This is a genomic window from Sporosarcina ureae (assembly GCF_002109325.1).
Lineage (GTDB): Bacteria > Bacillota > Bacilli > Bacillales_A > Planococcaceae > Sporosarcina > Sporosarcina ureae_C.
On record NZ_CP015348.1, the window covers coordinates 1,459,982 to 1,476,945 of the forward strand.

12 protein-coding genes are annotated in these 16,964 nt (G+C 40.0%); 6 read left to right on the forward strand and 6 right to left on the reverse strand.

Annotation, left to right across the window (positions count from 1 at the left end; all coding sequences use genetic code 11):
- Nucleotides 1-18: 18 nt before the first annotated feature.
- From SporoP32a_RS07265 to SporoP32a_RS07275, 3 genes are all read right to left on the reverse strand, one after another.
- Nucleotides 19-1,656 carry a thiamine pyrophosphate-binding protein gene (locus SporoP32a_RS07265; protein ID WP_085427298.1) on the reverse strand — a complete coding sequence of 546 codons (1,638 nt, stop codon included), beginning with the start codon at nucleotides 1,654-1,656 and terminating at the stop codon, nucleotides 19-21.
- Complete coding sequence (locus tag SporoP32a_RS07270; RefSeq protein ID WP_157129946.1) at nucleotides 1,653-4,412, reverse strand: bifunctional diguanylate cyclase/phosphodiesterase; 2,760 nt, start codon at nucleotides 4,410-4,412, stop codon at nucleotides 1,653-1,655. Before SporoP32a_RS07270 ends, SporoP32a_RS07265 begins: the two co-directional genes overlap by 4 nt.
- 254 nt (nucleotides 4,413-4,666) lie before the next feature.
- A complete protein-coding gene (locus SporoP32a_RS07275) occupies nucleotides 4,667-5,383 on the reverse strand; it encodes a toast rack family protein (protein ID WP_085427299.1) in 717 nt (238 codons plus the stop codon).
- A gap of 301 nt (nucleotides 5,384-5,684) precedes the next feature.
- On the opposite strand from SporoP32a_RS07275, the gene SporoP32a_RS07280 reads away from it, so the two are divergent.
- From SporoP32a_RS07280 to glpK, 4 genes are all read left to right on the forward strand, one after another.
- Entirely contained in the window at nucleotides 5,685-7,310 is a 1,626-nt protein-coding gene (locus SporoP32a_RS07280) for a glycerol-3-phosphate dehydrogenase/oxidase (protein ID WP_085429017.1), read from the forward strand.
- Between the two features lie 44 nt (nucleotides 7,311-7,354).
- Entirely contained in the window at nucleotides 7,355-7,909 is a 555-nt protein-coding gene (locus SporoP32a_RS07285; protein WP_085427300.1) for a glycerol-3-phosphate responsive antiterminator, read from the forward strand.
- A gap of 189 nt (nucleotides 7,910-8,098) precedes the next feature.
- A complete protein-coding gene (locus SporoP32a_RS07290) occupies nucleotides 8,099-8,938 on the forward strand; it encodes an MIP/aquaporin family protein (RefSeq protein ID WP_085427301.1) in 840 nt (279 codons plus the stop codon).
- 29 nt (nucleotides 8,939-8,967) lie between these two features.
- Nucleotides 8,968-10,461 carry a glycerol kinase GlpK gene (glpK, locus tag SporoP32a_RS07295; protein ID WP_085427302.1) on the forward strand — a complete coding sequence of 498 codons (1,494 nt, stop codon included), beginning with the start codon at nucleotides 8,968-8,970 and terminating at the stop codon, nucleotides 10,459-10,461.
- A 115-nt stretch (nucleotides 10,462-10,576) separates the two neighbouring features.
- On the opposite strand, the gene SporoP32a_RS07300 is transcribed toward glpK, so the two are convergent.
- A complete protein-coding gene (locus SporoP32a_RS07300; RefSeq protein ID WP_157129947.1) occupies nucleotides 10,577-11,350 on the reverse strand; it encodes a hypothetical protein in 774 nt (257 codons plus the stop codon).
- Nucleotides 11,351-11,616: 266 nt separating this feature from the next.
- Between SporoP32a_RS07300 and SporoP32a_RS07305 the strand changes: the two genes are divergently transcribed.
- Both SporoP32a_RS07305 and SporoP32a_RS07310 read left to right on the forward strand, forming a co-directional pair.
- On the forward strand, nucleotides 11,617-12,252 hold the full coding sequence (locus tag SporoP32a_RS07305) for a 2OG-Fe(II) oxygenase (protein ID WP_085427304.1): 636 nt from the start codon (nucleotides 11,617-11,619) through the stop codon (nucleotides 12,250-12,252).
- A gap of 270 nt (nucleotides 12,253-12,522) precedes the next feature.
- Nucleotides 12,523-13,266: a sulfite exporter TauE/SafE family protein gene (locus SporoP32a_RS07310; protein WP_198166238.1), complete on the forward strand. Its 744-nt coding sequence runs from the start codon at nucleotides 12,523-12,525 to the stop codon at nucleotides 13,264-13,266.
- Between the two features lie 185 nt (nucleotides 13,267-13,451).
- On the opposite strand, the gene SporoP32a_RS07315 is transcribed toward SporoP32a_RS07310, so the two are convergent.
- Nucleotides 13,452-14,384 carry an NADP-dependent oxidoreductase gene (locus SporoP32a_RS07315; RefSeq protein ID WP_085427306.1) on the reverse strand — a complete coding sequence of 311 codons (933 nt, stop codon included), beginning with the start codon at nucleotides 14,382-14,384 and terminating at the stop codon, nucleotides 13,452-13,454.
- A 770-nt stretch (nucleotides 14,385-15,154) separates the two neighbouring features.
- A complete protein-coding gene (locus SporoP32a_RS07320) occupies nucleotides 15,155-16,732 on the reverse strand; it encodes an IS1182 family transposase (protein WP_085427307.1) in 1,578 nt (525 codons plus the stop codon).
- Between the last annotated feature and the right edge of the window lie 232 nt (nucleotides 16,733-16,964).

A 16,964-nucleotide genomic window follows, 5' to 3' on the forward strand; every position in this document is an offset into this window, starting at 1 on the left:
GCGTCTACCTCGGATTTTTTACTTTCCAAAGGAGGAGAGAAACTTCACACGGTCTCCCATTGGAGGTATTGTATTATCGATCAAGGAAATTTCAAGAACTGAAGGTCCTTTAACGCTCATAAGTTCGTCTAGCATTTCTTGTGTCAGATCTTCCATCGCTTCAATCCGTTTGCTCGGTATGTTCATAGCCGCGGACATTGCTGCTATGTTTACGGGCTGTTGTTCAAACGATGGATGCGAACGTTTATATTGCAACGAATGACCATGGTAGACCATTCCGAGGCGCGCATTATTCATCACTACAAATAAAATCGGTAGCTTATGTTCTTTCGCGGTTAGAATTTCCATTCCGTGCATAAAGAAACAACCGTCTCCCGTAACACAAATCACCGGACGTTCGGGTTCAGCAAGCTTAGAACCGATTGCGGAACCTATGCCACTGCCCATCGCACCGAAGTGTACATTTATATCAAATGTATCAGACTCCATCACAAGCATGTCATGGATGATGTACGCCATGAATTCACCGATATCAACGGTGTATCTTGTATGGCGAGGTGCGTAATTTTGTAGACGCAGCAATACGTTTTTCGTATTGTATTCGTCTTTACTTGTTACGTTTTTTTCCTCTTTAACAAATGTCGGAGAATGAGTTCGCGAATCTTCTATTCTTAATTCAGCCAGTAACGCAGCCAAACTTAGATCTATGTCGCCTAAAACAGGGATATCCACTTCATATTTACGATTAAATACCGAGGAATCATGATCCAGTTGAATAGTATATCGATTTTTAGTGAGATTGACATTCCAGTTATTCGTAGCCGTCTCGCCTAAACTGGATCCTATAACGAGCAAAGCCTCTCCACTTTCTCCATTAATCAAGCTAGAAGCGACGTCATTTCCTGCAAATCCGAATACGCCAGCGAGGAGAGGATGATCATCTGGGATGTAGCCTTTTGCTTGTGGCGTTGTAATGATTGACCAACCAAGAATATCTGCTAATTCGAGCAATTGTTCGACGGATTTTCTGATGCCTTGCCCAACAAAAATATATCCATCTTGTTTAGAGACAAGTTCTTTTGCAACAGATTTTATCGTATGCTGATCGGAAACAATAGGTGCTCTTTTTGGCCAAGCCGGAAATTTCGGGGTATCAATTTGATTGATTTGGATATCGATTGGCATAGCAATATGTACAGGCCCCGGAACACCTGAAATCGCTATTTCACAAGCCTTAGCCACTTCGGCTAGTAAATCCTTTGAATCTATTACAGTCACACTATATTTCGTCACAGATGTGAAGAGCGGTTCTGCATCCAATTCCTGAGAAGCATTTAAACCGACAGTGTCGACAGGAACTGCACCCGTTAAAAATAAGACAGGGACATGTTCACGCATAGCATTTGCGGCACCCGTAAGAAGATTGGTACCACCAGGCCCACTGCATCCAATACATACCCCCATAGTAGATGTGTATTTCGCATAAGCGACTGCCATATAAGATGCTGCGCCTTCATGCTTCGTCACAATCGGCGACAGTTCAGGTATCTCATACAACTCATCGAAAAACGCATTGACAGAACCTGCTGGAATACCGAAAACATGTTGTATTCCGCCAGCCACTAAATAATCTAGTACTGCTCGAACAGCTTTCATAAATACTCTCCTTTAGTAGCCAGATATGTGCTTTCAAACTCATTCACTTTCAGCGGCACATTAAAGTAATAACCTTGCATGATATAACATTCTCTTGAAGCTAAAAATTCAGCTTGTTCCAATGTCTCGACACCTTCAGCAACTAGATCCAGTCCTAGATTTTTTGCAAGCGTGATAATTGTATTCACGATGGCAAAATTGTCGTCATTGCTTTTCAAATCCCTTATAAACGACTTATCTATTTTCAAAGCATTAATCGGTAAATTCTTTAAATAACCTAAAGAGGAATAGCCTGTACCAAAATCATCAATAGACATCTTGATGCCTATTTCCTGTAACTCTTTCATAGTCTGTATAGTCATTTCTGTATTTTTAATGATTTGGTTCTCTGTAATTTCGAGACATAAAAGTTCCGGCGATACGCCTACTTCATCTAAAATACTTTTTACTGTTTGGAATAAATTATTTTCCTCAAACTGGCGGGCGGATAAATTTACGGATACTACAATTGGTGGATATCCTTTATCTTGCCATTTCTTGATTTGGTTACATGCACTTCTAATAACCCATTCTCCTATAGGAACGATCAGTCCTGTCACTTCCGCCAGCGCGATAAACTTATCCGGGGAGATTAAACCTTCTGTCATATGATTCCATCTCAATAATGCTTCAGCTCCAATTATAGTACGTGTGCTGTAATCAATTTGAGGTTGAAAATAGATTTCCAGTTCTCCACGATCAAGCGCTTTATATAAAGCATTTTCAAACTTCACATTTTCAAACGTTTTAATATCCATCGCCACTTTATAAAAATGATAACTATTGCCGGATACTGTTTTAGACTGATACATTGCGATATCGGCATTTTTTATTAATAACTCCGATGTCTGCCCGTCTTTCGGAAATAAGCTGATCCCTATACTGCTGTGGATATGCATTTCATGTCCTTTAAGATTGAAAGGCTTATTGAATTGATCAACAATCTTTTCGACCACTTCTTCCACTTCTGCCTCTGATTCAATAATGGGCAAATAGATAATAAATTCATCTCCACCTTGACGAGAAGCGGTAGCCCCTTCAGGTAAGCATGCACTAATACGTCGTGCTGCATGTGACAATAAAATATCTCCGTAGCTATGACCTAATAAGTCATTTACTGATTTAAAACGATCCAAATCCATAAATAGTACCGCTGCTTTTTCTCCATGCATTTGTGAATATCTCAAACCCTGATCCATTCGATCTTTTAACAGCACCCGATTAGGCAAATTGGTCAAGCTATCATAATACGCATGATATCTAATTTCTTTCTCCATCTTCTTCCTTTCGGAGATATCTTTAAACGTGACGACATCACCAACGACCCTATTTCCTTCTTTAATGGAAGATCTAACGTATTCTACAGGGAAACTGGATTGATCTTGTCTAAAAAATGTGACATCCTCATTATTTGTAAAGTTTTCATTGTAGATAATACTGACAGGTTTACCTATTAGTTCATTCTTGCCCTTGTAACCAAGCATAATCGCGGCAGCAGGATTACAAAACGTAATGACTCCATCTAAATCTAATCCGAATATTCCTTCGCCTGCCGAGTGTAGAATCAGTTCTTTCTCTCGACTGAGCCTTTGTAATTCTTTCATCGTTGTTTCAAGTTTAGTATTCTTTTCTGTAATCTCTGCAGTTCGCTGTTCTATGACCAGTTCCTGTTTTTCCATATTCAATAAGTTCAATAAAGTGGAAGCAGTTGTATCAACTATGGATTGCGTCAGTTGCTGACTCGCCAGAGAGTAATTCGGATTTTTTTGTTGGAGGTCTGCAATTACTATTAACCCCAACACTTTCCCCATTGAAACAATTGGCAGAACAAACATCGATTGAATACCAAAGTATCGGCATACCGTGTGATTTACCCGATCATCTGCAAAAACATCAGGAATGAGTTCCGCTTTTCTAGAAGCAATCACTTCTTGGAATACTTTATCATTTTCCTCGTCAAACTCGATCTCGTCATGAGATTTAACCCACTCTTCTGGAGACCAATTGCTATTCCGATTAATCGTTGCAGGTTTAATCTTTTTATGCACTAACGGATCGATCAAGTGCACGCCAATGTTATTGTTTCCAAGGACTTTTTCGATATACAGAAAACTTGTATCCAAGGCTTCTTGCATCGTAGAACAAAGGGACAATTCCCTTGTTATATCCAACAGCAACTGCTTTTCCTGAATCAGTTCTTCTTTGTTCATCAGCAACTTGGCATTTTGAATAGCAACAGCGGCCATATTGACATAGGACTGAACGGTTTGAATCTCCAGCTCCGTTAAATTCATCGGTATTCCATAGTCGAACAAGAAAACTAGTCCAAATAGTTCCGTCTCGCCGGTAATAGGTAAAACTAGAAGGGACTTTATCTTAAAACCTTGGACGGCCCTTGGATCAGGTCGATGATCTTTAGATGTATCGGATATATATATTGCTCTTTTAGTTTCAATTACTTCTTTCGCCAGTAAATCGAAGTCTGTATCAATTACATGCATATCAAGTGTCATGCCGTTGATTACTTCAGGTTTTCCTACGAACCCCCTGAATGACCCATCTGGTTGTGGCAAATAAATTCCGACCGAGTCACATTGGACAATCTCTTCTGATATTGCGGTGACGACGTGATTCAGTACTTCTCTTAACTCTAGCTTTGTATTTATTAACTTTGTTATATTCGCAAGACGAAGATATCTCATTTGATCTTTCACTATTCATCCCCCCTTTTTTCTGCGCAAATATATTGTCTACTCATAGAGTAGTAGATACTCTATTGCATATCGAGAAATAAGATCTTATTTAAGTTATTCGACAAATTATTTAAAATAGCCTTTTAATAGATGTAAAAGCTACTTTAAATATATAACGAACCAATGATTTTTGTATAAGCAAATAGTAGTGTTCCCTAAGGAATGACAAAATACTCCCCGGCAGTTGCATAGTTGCCGGGGAGTATAGATTTATATATTTAGTTTCCAAGTAGGAATTTAACGCCGCCTACGCCTACATCAACTTCTACATGAATCGTGGTATCGGATCGACCATACACTTCGTTCACATAAATACCTTTCCCCTTGGATATAAAGTCCTTCGCTTCTATACTACCAACCCCTTTGTCTACAACTAATTCAACGCCGATGTCTTTCGGCAAATAAATAGTTGCACCTCCTACCCCAAGATCAAGTTCTACATCGAAGCTTTCCTGCCAATCATCATCCAAGTTAATAATTGTATCGCCAACTCCCGCATCGACCGATAAGTGGCTTAGCCGAATTCCTGCTAGATCCAGTTCTGAATCTGATACACCCATTTCGACATCTAGACGCACAGGTATTTCATTAGTCAGCTGAAGTTTCCAATTATTACGTTGCTTTCGCAAAATTGATAAACCTGTTCCCTTCTGTTGAATCTTTACGTAGCCGATGTCTTTTTTATTCTTGTAGGTAACGGATGGATACCATTTTTTTATATTGGTATCGATGTTACCGTCCACCCATTCCTTCGCGCCACCTTCAATTAAGAAACTACCCGCACCGAAATCAATATCTACGTCTAGTGACTTGGCATCATCTTTTTTTATGGATAATGCGCCTGACACTTTTTCTTTCGTGAGCCGATCATACGTCCAGATGCCTGCCGCTCCCAACAATACAGCACCTAATACTATTATCAGTATTTTCTGCATAGTAACACTCCTTTATTCTATCTTAAGCGAAATGCACAAAAATTGATTCATCCAAATGATTGAATTGTATATCCGTCTTAGGTCTGAGTGATGTATCTAAGCAGCTGGACGTATTACGAGTTCTATAATTTGAATTCTACATAGTCTATGGTATTATAGAAAACAAGTTAATAGTCCGGGTTTGAGTTACTGAGAAGACCTCAAGAAGTGATTGTGCAAATGCAATCACTTTCTTGAGGTCTTTTTTTGTCCCTTGACCCACTATAAAAAGGAGACGATAGAATTGACAAACTTTTCATCAATGAACCGAAATGAAATTATGAATACGTTGAGCACTGAGAATTTTGATGTTTTAATTATAGGCGGTGGTATTACCGGTGCAGGAATCGCACTGGATGCAGCGTCACGCGGTATGAAAACTGCATTGATCGAGATGCAGGATTTCGCATCTGGGACATCAAGCCGTTCAACAAAACTAGTGCATGGCGGCTTGCGTTATTTGAAGCAATTTGAAATTAAAGAAGTTGCCGAGTTGGGGAAGGAGCGCGCCGTCGTCTATGAGAACGGTCCGCATGTCACTACACCAGAGTGGATGCTATTGCCGTTTCACAAAGGCGGCACATTTGGTCCTGCATCTACAGCACTTGGATTAAAAGTATATGACTTCCTAGCTGGGGTAAAGCGCAGTGAACGTAGAAAAATGCTCAATCTCAAAGAAACTATTAAACGAGCACCACTTATAAAAAGAGAAGGACTTCAAGGAAGCGGCTACTATGTGGAATACCGCACGGATGATGCGCGATTGACCATTGAAGTGGCAAAATCCGCAGCAAAAAAAGGTGCCACCCTATTGAATTACGCGAAAGCGGAAGGTTTTATCTACAATGAGCAAAATCAGATCTCAGGCGTCCAAGTACGGGACATGATCAAAGACGAACTGTTGACTATTCAAGCGACAAAAGTGATCAATGCTGCAGGTCCTTGGGTCGATGAAGTGAAAGAAATTGATGGTCACTCAAACGGAAAGAACTTGATCTTGTCCAAAGGAATTCACCTAGTATTCGACCAAAGTGTATTCCCCTTGCATCAAGCAATCTATTTTGACACGCCCGATAAACGTATGATCTTTGCTGTGCCACGTGACGGGAAAGCCTATGTCGGCACAACAGATACATTCTATGAAGGTGATCCAAAGGAAATGCAAATCACCGAAGAAGACCGTACGTATATTTTAAATGCTATCCACTACATGTTCCCTGATGTAACTGTATCTGAAAAAGATGTCGAGTCCAGCTGGGCAGGCGTTCGTCCTTTAATTCACGAAGACGGGAAAAAACCTTCCGAGATTTCACGTAAGGACGAAATCTGGGAATCCGAACGTGGTCTGATCACGATTGCTGGTGGTAAATTAACAGGGTATCGTAAAATGGCGGAAACGGTCGTAAACAAGATTTCTAGTCTTCTGCAGCAAGAAAAGGGATTGCAATTCAAACAATCCAATACAAAAAACATGCCGATCTCGGGCGGTGATGTTGGTGGTTCAGCTCAATATCCTCGATTCTTCAACCAAGCGATCGGCCGTGGGATGTTGCTGGGATTCACAGAGCGTGAAAGCCGCCACTTAGCTGCACTTTACGGGTCTAATGTCGATCAAGTCTTAACCATCCCTTATGATGCATCCGAATCAATGCCGCGCATTCTCTATGTGAAATTACGTTATGCGATCGAACAGGAGATGACTGTAAAACCGACTGATTTCTTTATTCGTCGTACGGGTGACTTGTTCTTCAATATTAAAAATGTCCAAGATGCAAAACAAGACGTACTCGTCAAAATGGGACAGATCTTGAACTGGACTGCCGATGAACAGAAACGCTATGCGTTAGAGTTGGAAGACGAGTTACAAAAAGCTACATCCGTTGTGTAAATACGATAGTATAAATGTATATCCATAGATGGAGGTTCCTTTATATGTCCTTTCATAACCAAAAAGTATTGCCAGCAGCACGTACACTAAAACAATTTGAAAAACTACTGGAGAGTCCGTTCGAGTATATCGTTTTACTTGAAGTGCATATAAGTAATTTAAAAACTGTTAAGCAAGAAGCGGAAAAACGTTGTAAGAAACTCATAATTCACGCGGACTTGATACAAGGTCTCAAAACAGATAATTATGCAGCTGATTTTTTATGTAATGATATTCGACCTGCAGGCATTATATCTACACGATCGAATATGATCATGAAAGCAAAATCCAAAAACATTCTTGCGATCCAGCGTATGTTTTTACTCGATACTATTGCGTTGGAGAAAAGCTACTCTCTTATTGATCAAACAGCTCCCGATTTCATCGAGATGCTTCCAGGTGTCATCCCTGAACTTATCGAAGAAGTCTATGAGCGCACAGGTATACCAATCATTAATGGTGGACTTATTCGTACGAAACAACATATTGAGGATGCACTCGCAGCAGGAGCCGTAGCGGTAACTACATCAGATAATCAATTATGGGAGTCCTTTACGTGATAAGAGAACTTTCTGTGTTTTTGTTGACAGATGATACCAACCACTCTATACTTGGAAACAAGTTAATATAAGTGGTTGAGTTTAGGAGTCCACAATTAAGTTCTTGCGTAGAGCAAGGGGTTAATTGTGGACTTTTTTGCGTCGTAAACGCTCAACTACCAAACTAACACTAGGTAGGAGGAGATGTAGATGACAGCTTTTACAGGCGAATTGATCGGCACTATGATTTTAATTTTATTTGGTGGTGGCGTAGTAGGTGGCGTAGCGTTGAACAAGTCTAAAGCAATGAGTGGAGGATGGATTGTTGTCACTGTCGGTTGGGGACTTGCGGTTACACTTGGCGTATACGCAGTAGGTCAAGCAAGCGGTGCACATTTAAATCCAGCAGTCACGATTGGTTTTGCGACTATTGGAAACTTCCCTTGGGCGGACGTTCCCATGTATCTGTTGGCACAAATGATTGGGGCCATCCTTGGAGCGGTATTGGTCTACTTCCACTACTTACCCCATTGGAAAGAAACAGAGGATCCGACGGCAAAACGGGATGTATTCGCTACTACACCTGCCATTTACAATCCCCTATCAAATGTCACGAGCGAAATAATCGGGACATTCATTTTAGTACTTGGCTTATTATCAATTGGCGCCAATGAGTTTACTGAAGGACTTAATCCGTTAATTGTTGGGGCTTTAATCATCGCCATTGGTTTATCACTTGGTGGCACAACTGGCTATGCGATTAATCCTGCACGCGATCTCGGCCCAAGAATTGCACATGCTTTTCTTCCCATTGCAGGCAAAGGACCATCAGGATGGAAGTATGCATGGATTCCAGTAGTGGGTCCGATTATCGGCGGTACATTCGGAGCATTATTCTACAAGCAGTTTTTCGTAGGAGAAAACAGTGTTACGTTTTGGCTAATTGGAGCAATTATCCTGGCGATTCTTCTTGCTGCCCAGTTCTCCATACGCAAAGTAACTGTACAATCAGCAATACAAACACAGTCAACAAAAGCAACGATTGACTAATTCACTCACCTATACTGGAGGAATATATTATGACAAAAAAATATATTATGGCACTTGATCAAGGCACAACTAGCTCAAGGGCAATTTTATTTGATAAAAAAGGTAGAATTTTTCACTCAGCGCAACAGGAGTTCACTCAATACTTCCCTAAGTCTGGATGGGTTGAACACAATGCAGACGAAATTTGGAGCTCTGTTTTATCCGTAATTGCAGGCGTATTGTCTGAGAAAAATATATCCGCTGAACAAATCGAAGGGATCGGTATTACAAATCAACGCGAAACAACAGTTGTTTGGGATAAGCATACAGGAAATCCGATTTATAATGCGATCGTTTGGCAATCGCGTCAAACTGCAGACATTTGCGACAACCTTAAAGAAAGCGGTTACAACAATTTGTTCAGAGATAAGACCGGATTGCTTATCGATGCATACTTTTCGGGCACTAAAGTCAAGTGGATTTTGGATAATGTAGAAGGCGCACGTGAAAAAGCTGAAAACGGAGACTTGTTGTTCGGTACGATTGATACGTGGATTATTTGGAAGTTATCAGGTGGTGCGGCACATGTAACAGATTACTCGAACGCTTCTAGAACGCTTATGTACAATATACATGAACTACAATGGGATGAAGAACTATTGTCTATCTTGGGTGTGCCGGCATCGATGTTGCCTAAAGTGTGTCCTTCATCTGAAGTCTATACACATGCAGATCCCGAGCAATTTTTCGGTCACGCAGTTCCTATCGCGGGTATTGCAGGAGATCAACAAGCTGCATTATTCGGTCAAGCTTGTTTTGAATCGGGTATGGTGAAAAACACATATGGAACAGGTTGCTTTATGCTAATGAACACGGGCGAAAAAGCGGTTAAATCCGATAATGGGCTGTTAACAACCATCGCTTGGGGAATTGATGGCAAGGTAGAGTATGCGCTAGAAGGAAGTATCTTCGTCGCAGGTTCAGCAATTCAGTGGTTGCGCGATGGTTTACGCATGTTCCGAAACTCTTCCGAAAGTGAGCAATACGCAAAACGGGTCTCTTCTACAGATGGCGTCTATGTCGTACCGGCATTTGTTGGTCTTGGTACCCCCTACTGGGATAGTGATGTGCGTGGTGCCGTATTCGGTTTAACACGCGGAACGACGAAAGAGCATTTTGTACGGGCTACGCTAGAATCCCTTGCATACCAAACGAAAGACGTCGTTGATGCAATGGAATCGGATTCAGGTATCTCTCTAAAAACGTTACGGGTAGATGGCGGAGCAGTCGAGAACAACTTCTTGATGCAGTTCCAATCCGATTTACTAAATGTATCGGTTGAACGACCGACGATTAATGAAACAACAGCGCTCGGTGCCGCATACTTGGCTGGACTTGCTGTAGGTTTCTGGAAAGACCGTTCAGAAATTGCCGCACAATGGGCAATAGATCGACCGTTCCAACCTAATATGGAGGAATCTGAACGCGAAAAGCTGTACAGCGGCTGGCAAAAAGCTGTACAGGCAGCGACTGTGTTTAAATAAGTTCTTTGCTGAAAGTACCTGTAGGTTCATTTGTCGTGACTGTTTTAATTGTCATGCCTTTCCCTACAGGTATTTTTCATCCCGTTATCTTTTTAAACTCGCGACCCGTATGAATCTACAAGGATAGTTTGTAGTGGCTAAAGACATCGAATATAGAGTAATAATAAAGTTCGCTGCCATCTAAAAATAATAGCCGATCCGCACGATTGGAAGTTAATTGTGGCTGCAATGGATTTCCATCAGGTTTACGGAAGTCGAGCTCTTGAACTATTTCGTAGGAATCAGCTTTTCTAATCAATTCAAAAAAGTGATGATGATCAAAGTACTTTCGATGCACGACCATTGCATCGCCATTGATCGCAAATGTTTGAAATCCAAGTGCGTCAGTAGAGAATTGGAACTCGCCACTTTCATTCATTAAACCAATTTGTGCATCCATGCCAATGAAATACCAAATTTCATCATTCGCTGCCACATTCAGCGCCAAACATTCTCCTGTAAGCTTTCTATCATTCCCGTCATCTATAATATTTCCCTCATGATCCCAGCCCACTAGCCCTGAATTACCAATTGGTTTCTTCCAACCATAATTACCATAAACGCCTTCATCAAAATAACCTGTCCATATCTGATTATCTTTCGTCGTATATATATGGTCGATTCCATCGCCTAAACAGAATGAACGAATCAAGTTCCCGTCCCAATCATAGACGCGTCCATTTTGATCAACATGGGTTTCATCATGATAAATAGATCTTGCGCAAGCAAGCAGTATATGGTCATCGTCAATCGATTCAACTACATGATAATTCCACTGTTCATTCGGCAAATGCAGTACCGTCTCCTTACCATCCTTCAGACGAAGTACTTTTACGAATAAGTCTGACAAGTATATTGAACTGCTATCAATTCATACTTTCCCATAGTGTACAGGTATATCAGATAGAAATAATAAAATGTGAAAAACAGTTATATATCACTACCTATTTCATTACATTTCGAATATACGTCAACCAATGCAGCGTGCTAAAATATATTAAATGCAATTCCAAAGAGGATGTGTAAAACTCAAAAGAAGTTCGTTATTAGCTGTACGCTCATCACGTTACACGGTATTTGATTTATAAAATCAAACGATTAAAGAGGTGTTCAAAGTTGATAGCAGAAAATAAAGAACAAACGATATTTACTCATACAGGAAAGAAAATCATAACAGATCGTGTGATTGATATAATAGCGAAAGTCGATGAACCACTAGTCGTTGTACTCGGCAATATGTTAAGCGACGAAGAATGCGACGAACTGATTCAGCTTTCTACAGATAAAATGAAACGTTCTAAAATCGGCATAATTCATGCAGAAAATGAAATTAGAACAAGTAGCGGTATGTTTATTGAAGAACCTGATAACTTGATCGTCCTACGGATAGAAAAACGGATTGAAACAATTATGAATATCTCCATCGAACACGGCGAAAGTCTCCAAGTTCTTCACTACCTACCTGGACAAGAATATAAAGCGCATCACGACTTCTTCTCAGCAACAAGCAACGTTACGAATAACCGGATTAGCACACTCGTCATGTACTTGAACGATGTCGAACAAGGCGGCGAAACGTACTTCCCTCACCTCAAACTGTCCATCACACCTAAAAAAGGAATGGCTGTCTACTTTGAGTATTTTTACAACGATCCGCTGATGAATGACCTAACATTACACGGTGGTGCACCAATAGAAGTCGGAGAGAAATTTGTAGCTACGCAGTGGATGAGAAAACAAAAAGTACGGTAAAAGGCTCTATTAACTATCATCTATAATTTATATATTCGTATTGTCAATCCGTCCAGTTTAATCAGCTGAACGGATTTTTTATTTCTCCATGATAAACACTAACGCCTACTCTGACTAAAACAAATACAACAACGTAATAAGATGATAGTATTAATCCAAAGGCTCTTTTATCTACAAAATCGAGCACTATTACTACTTTAAATGGGGAGTTTCATGTATTTACTCACTATCTTTTTAATTTTTGGTATATTAACCGGTTTTTTATCTAGTATGTTTGGATTCGGCGGCGGTTTTGTCGTCATACCTGTTTTATATATTTTGTTACCTGAGTTGAATTTTCCTGAGCCGTTAGTTATGCATGTTGCTATAGGAACATCTCTTGCGATCATGATCATCAATTCAATCAACTCTACGATCTCTCATTATCGTAGAGGCCATATTTTATGGTTTATCTTCTTTCAATTGGCACCTGCTATTACTGTTGGCGCGTTAATAGGTGGTTTACTATCGCCTTTTATAGAAGGTGATATTCTTAGGTACTTATTTATTGGTCTTATCCTATACACCATTTTCTCATCATTGATTGGGAAAGGTTTTATACATGTGAATACGGATAGTATACAAATGCCTGGACGCTTGAAAACATCACTCATTGGGAGCGGTGTCGGTTTTATTTCTACGTTACTTGGTGTTGGCGGTAGTCTAATGACCATTCCATTCTTGAGAAGTTGTCGATTAAAAATGGTTAATGCGGTGGCTTTAGCTACACCACTGAGCCTACCTATCGCGATGATTGGTGCTACTACATCCATATTTAACGGCATGCAGCAAACCGGTCTACCCCCTTGGTCATTTGGCTTTGTCTATGTACCCGCCTTTTTCGGCATTGTGATTGGTGGTTTTATAGGCGTGCCAGTTGGAACACGCATTGCTCATCGTTTGCCCGATCAATTATTCTCCAAAGTTTATTTGGCATTGCTTGTTGTTGTAGTTATTACGATGATAGTGAAATAAAGATCTACTCAGTTATTGAATGAAAAAAGACGCTTACTGAAGATTTCGGTACGTGGCAGTTCTATCCACAAACACTAAAAGATGAATCAACTCATTTTATTAAAAAAGCGCCAACTCCATAGACTGGAGTTGACGCTTTAAATATAGCTTATGATAAAATTGTCTTCTTCCCTTAGGAAAAATCCTCATTTCACTTCTATAACAATTTTTCCTTTTGCATGGTGAGTTGCGCTTAATTCATGTGCATCTCGTAGTCCTTTGGCGGATAGAGGAAATGTGTGGCCTATATGGGTTTTCACTTCTCCTTTTTGCATTAGCTCGCCAAGTTCGGCAAGTTGCTTTCCATTCGGATTAAGCCATAGAGATTCAGCTGTAATATGATTAGCTTCAGCCTTTTCAAGATTTGGCTGGCCTGCAATCGAAACCAGTCGCCCCCCTTTTTTAACTACACTCAAGCTTTTCTCTAAAATCTCACCGCCCATTGTATCAACAACTAAATCAACGTCTTTTACGACATCTGTAAAATCAGTTGTTTCATAGTTAATAAATTCGTCAACACCGAGCTCTTTTAAGAAAGCTTCGTTCTTACCACTAGCTGTCGATAGAACATAAGCGCCAAAACTTTTAGCGATTTGAATACCCAAGCTTCCAACACCGCCCGAGCCAGCATGAATTAAGACTTTGTCTCCTGGTTTAATTTGACCAAAGTCAACAAGACATTGCCAAGCTGTTAGTCCGGCTAGTGGAACTGAAGCAGCTTCCTCAAAACTAACATCGGCTGGTTTTAAAGCAACTAAGTCTTCGTTAACAGCAACATACTCAGCGTATGTTCCATTTTCCATTGCCGGACGAGCGAATACTTCATCTCCTACTTTGAAACTCTTCACGTCTTTCCCTACTTCAGCGATCACTCCTGCTGCATCCCATCCCAAAATAAGCGGAAATTCAAAAGGTATATTCTCTTTCATATAACCTTCTCGAACTTTCCAGTCAATAGGATTTACTGACGTTGCATGCATCTCTATTAATACCTGATGATGTTGTATTTCCGGCTTCGGAAGTTCTTTCTCAATAAGTTCTTCTGCCCCACCGTATTGTTCAATAACAATTGCTTTCATCTACTTCACTCTCCCTATTCTGCTCATTCAGTATAGATACCCGTTTAATCAAAAAAGTATTCATTTACTGAGCTAACATCGTTTTCCTCAAGAAATAAATCTACTCGCAAAAGAAATATTACTTATTGACAGATAATTCTTGATGACTTCATAACCCCTGACCAACCACTTTTGTGTTACAGTTGTTACATAAAAGTAGTTGGTTTACATACCGCTAATTAGATGGTCTTGAAAATGTTTTATAGTGAATTCTTGTAATGTAGAGATAGAAGAGAATCATTTCTAAAAAGGAGGACGGCATGAACCTAGGCCTTATTGTTTCATTGATTATCGTTGTCATTGTTTTAGTTGTCGGATTACTTTTGACCATGTCCATTGCTAATTCTAGTACTAGTTCCAGCACTAATTCCAGTACTAAAACGTACAGTAGTAAAAAAAGCTTTTCCAATTTAATGTGGATTTATGTTTTATCATTACCAGTAATTATTATATTGACCGTTATAGCTATATTTATATTTTACTAACTATTTGAGAGTGAAATTACGTTCGATCTCCTAACTTCTCGGCGTGTAAAGGCACTATCTTTATCTATAATGTATTAATGTTCTTGGATACTTACGTTCTAACCCATTTACAATACAAAACATTTATATTTCAGCAGACGCAAAAACGAGGCTGGGACATAACTAGCCAGAAGTGAGCCAAAAAAGGGTTCGATCATCGGTTTTTGATGATCGAACCCTTTTTGTATAGAAATCCTTGTACGACTTCTATACATTTACCTCCCTGGCAGTGTACTTTCTCAAGTTCACTGCCAATAAACCGAAGGCTAATTCATTTTTCACCTTTTCCTTTCCTCTTACGGAGAAACGAGTGAACCCCAAATTAGCCTTCAAGAATCCAAAAACTGGCTCTACGTCAATCTTGCGCTTGCCGTAAATTTCACCTGTTTTCTTATCTGAAAGCTTTTCACGAATATATTCTTTTTGCTGTTCCCACTTTTCATTCACATACAACTTCCTATTGTTCTCTTCTTTTGCTTTGGTACAGAAAGAGCGCAATGGGCAGCTTGAACAATCCTCACATTCGTATACTTTCATCGTCCGTGTGAATTGATAACGATCCGTCCGATTGGAAAGGTAGCGGAACACGAGTTTTCTGTCATTTGGGCAAGTAAAGGTATCCGTAGTTTCATCATATGCCCAATTCGCTGTATTGAAAGGATCGGTTTTGTACTTCTTTTTCTTTTCTTTCCGGTAGTGGTTATAGGTAATAAGCGGAACGCGCTTTCGATTTTCAATGACATCTCCGTAATTCTGTTCACTTCCATAACCGGCATCCGCGACAATATACTGTGGCAGCTCAAAAAAGTCTTGTTCAATAGTATCTAAGAATGGAATGAGTGTACGCGTATCGGTCGGATTTGGATACACGTCAAAAGCGAGGGTATATTGCCCTTCGGTCGCAATTTGCACATTATATCCCGGTTTTAGTTGCCCGTTTTTCATATAATCATCTTTCATCCGCATAAAGGTCGCATCGCGGTCCGTCTTCGAGTAGCTGTTACGATGGCCAAAGATCTTCATATCGTGCTGATACTTCTGCTTTCGATCCAAGAAGTCTTGAAATTGTTTACGGTATTGTTTAGGTTCTTTTCGTAGCGAGCGAATTTGTTTACGTTCCTCGACATCTTCGCTAGCGTTAATCTTTTCTGTATAGGTTTGGATAGTATCATCTAGCTTCTCTACTACTTTAGACAGTTCCGCAGTAGATAGTTCATCCAGACTTTCCCGTTCGATTTCAGGGATGATCTCTTTTTCTAACAGCTCTTCGTACATCTGACTGGACCTTTCTACAAGACCTGAACTATACCGTTCCACTGACTTGCGCCAGACAAATGTAAATTTGTTGGCATTCGCCTCAATCTTTGTTCCATCAATAAAAATGGCTTCTTCATCAATTAGCTGTTTTTGTACCAGCTGGCAACGAAATTGCACGAAGCACTGGCGTAGTACTTCTTTTACTTCAGGATGAACGCGAAATCGATTGATGGTGCGATAGCTTGGTTTATAACCTTGAGCTAACCACATCATGCGAAGGCTATCTTTTAACAGTCCTTCTATTTTTCTGCCCGAAAAAACAGACTGTGTATAGGCACACAAAATGATCTTTAACATCATCCGTGGATGATAAGATGGGCAACCTGTCTCACGCAAAAAGCTGTCAAATGCTTGTTTCGGAATGCTTTCGACTAGATCATGCACGGCGTAAGCAATATCATGTTCTTGTAAGCTAATTTCTAAATCTAAAGGTAAAATCAGTTGGTTCATGTTATAATCTTTAAACATAAGGATACCTCCGATACTTTTTGTTGTGGTGACTAAATTTTATCAGAAGGTATCCTTTTTTTCTTCCTAAAACTAAAAAAATATATAAAAAAGAACGGACCCCATAAACTTCAATGGGTCCGTTCTTTTTCGATTTCAAGGAGGGTTTTGTCCCAGCCTCGTTTTTAAAATATATAGTGGGAAAACGGCTTACATCATGCCGCCCATAGAGTCCGGGCTATTACACTTGTAT

What these genes read in the sequence shown, in the direction of transcription:
- SporoP32a_RS07265 (WP_085427298.1), bottom strand. Translation starts at nt 1,656, where the DNA reads ATGAAAGCTGTTCGAGCAGTACTAGATTATTTAGTGGCTGGCGGAATA.
- SporoP32a_RS07275 (WP_085427299.1), bottom strand. Translation starts at nt 5,383, where the DNA reads ATGCAGAAAATACTGATAATAGTATTAGGTGCTGTATTGTTGGGAGCG.
- SporoP32a_RS07280 (WP_085429017.1), top strand. Translation starts at nt 5,685, where the DNA reads ATGAACCGAAATGAAATTATGAATACGTTGAGCACTGAGAATTTTGAT.
- SporoP32a_RS07285 (WP_085427300.1), top strand. Translation starts at nt 7,355, where the DNA reads ATGTCCTTTCATAACCAAAAAGTATTGCCAGCAGCACGTACACTAAAA.
- SporoP32a_RS07290 (WP_085427301.1), top strand. Translation starts at nt 8,099, where the DNA reads ATGACAGCTTTTACAGGCGAATTGATCGGCACTATGATTTTAATTTTA.
- glpK (WP_085427302.1), top strand. Translation starts at nt 8,968, where the DNA reads ATGACAAAAAAATATATTATGGCACTTGATCAAGGCACAACTAGCTCA.
- SporoP32a_RS07310 (WP_198166238.1), top strand. Translation starts at nt 12,523, where the DNA reads ATGTTTGGATTCGGCGGCGGTTTTGTCGTCATACCTGTTTTATATATT.
- SporoP32a_RS07315 (WP_085427306.1), bottom strand. Translation starts at nt 14,384, where the DNA reads ATGAAAGCAATTGTTATTGAACAATACGGTGGGGCAGAAGAACTTATT.
- SporoP32a_RS07320 (WP_085427307.1), bottom strand. Translation starts at nt 16,732, where the DNA reads ATGTTTAAAGATTATAACATGAACCAACTGATTTTACCTTTAGATTTA.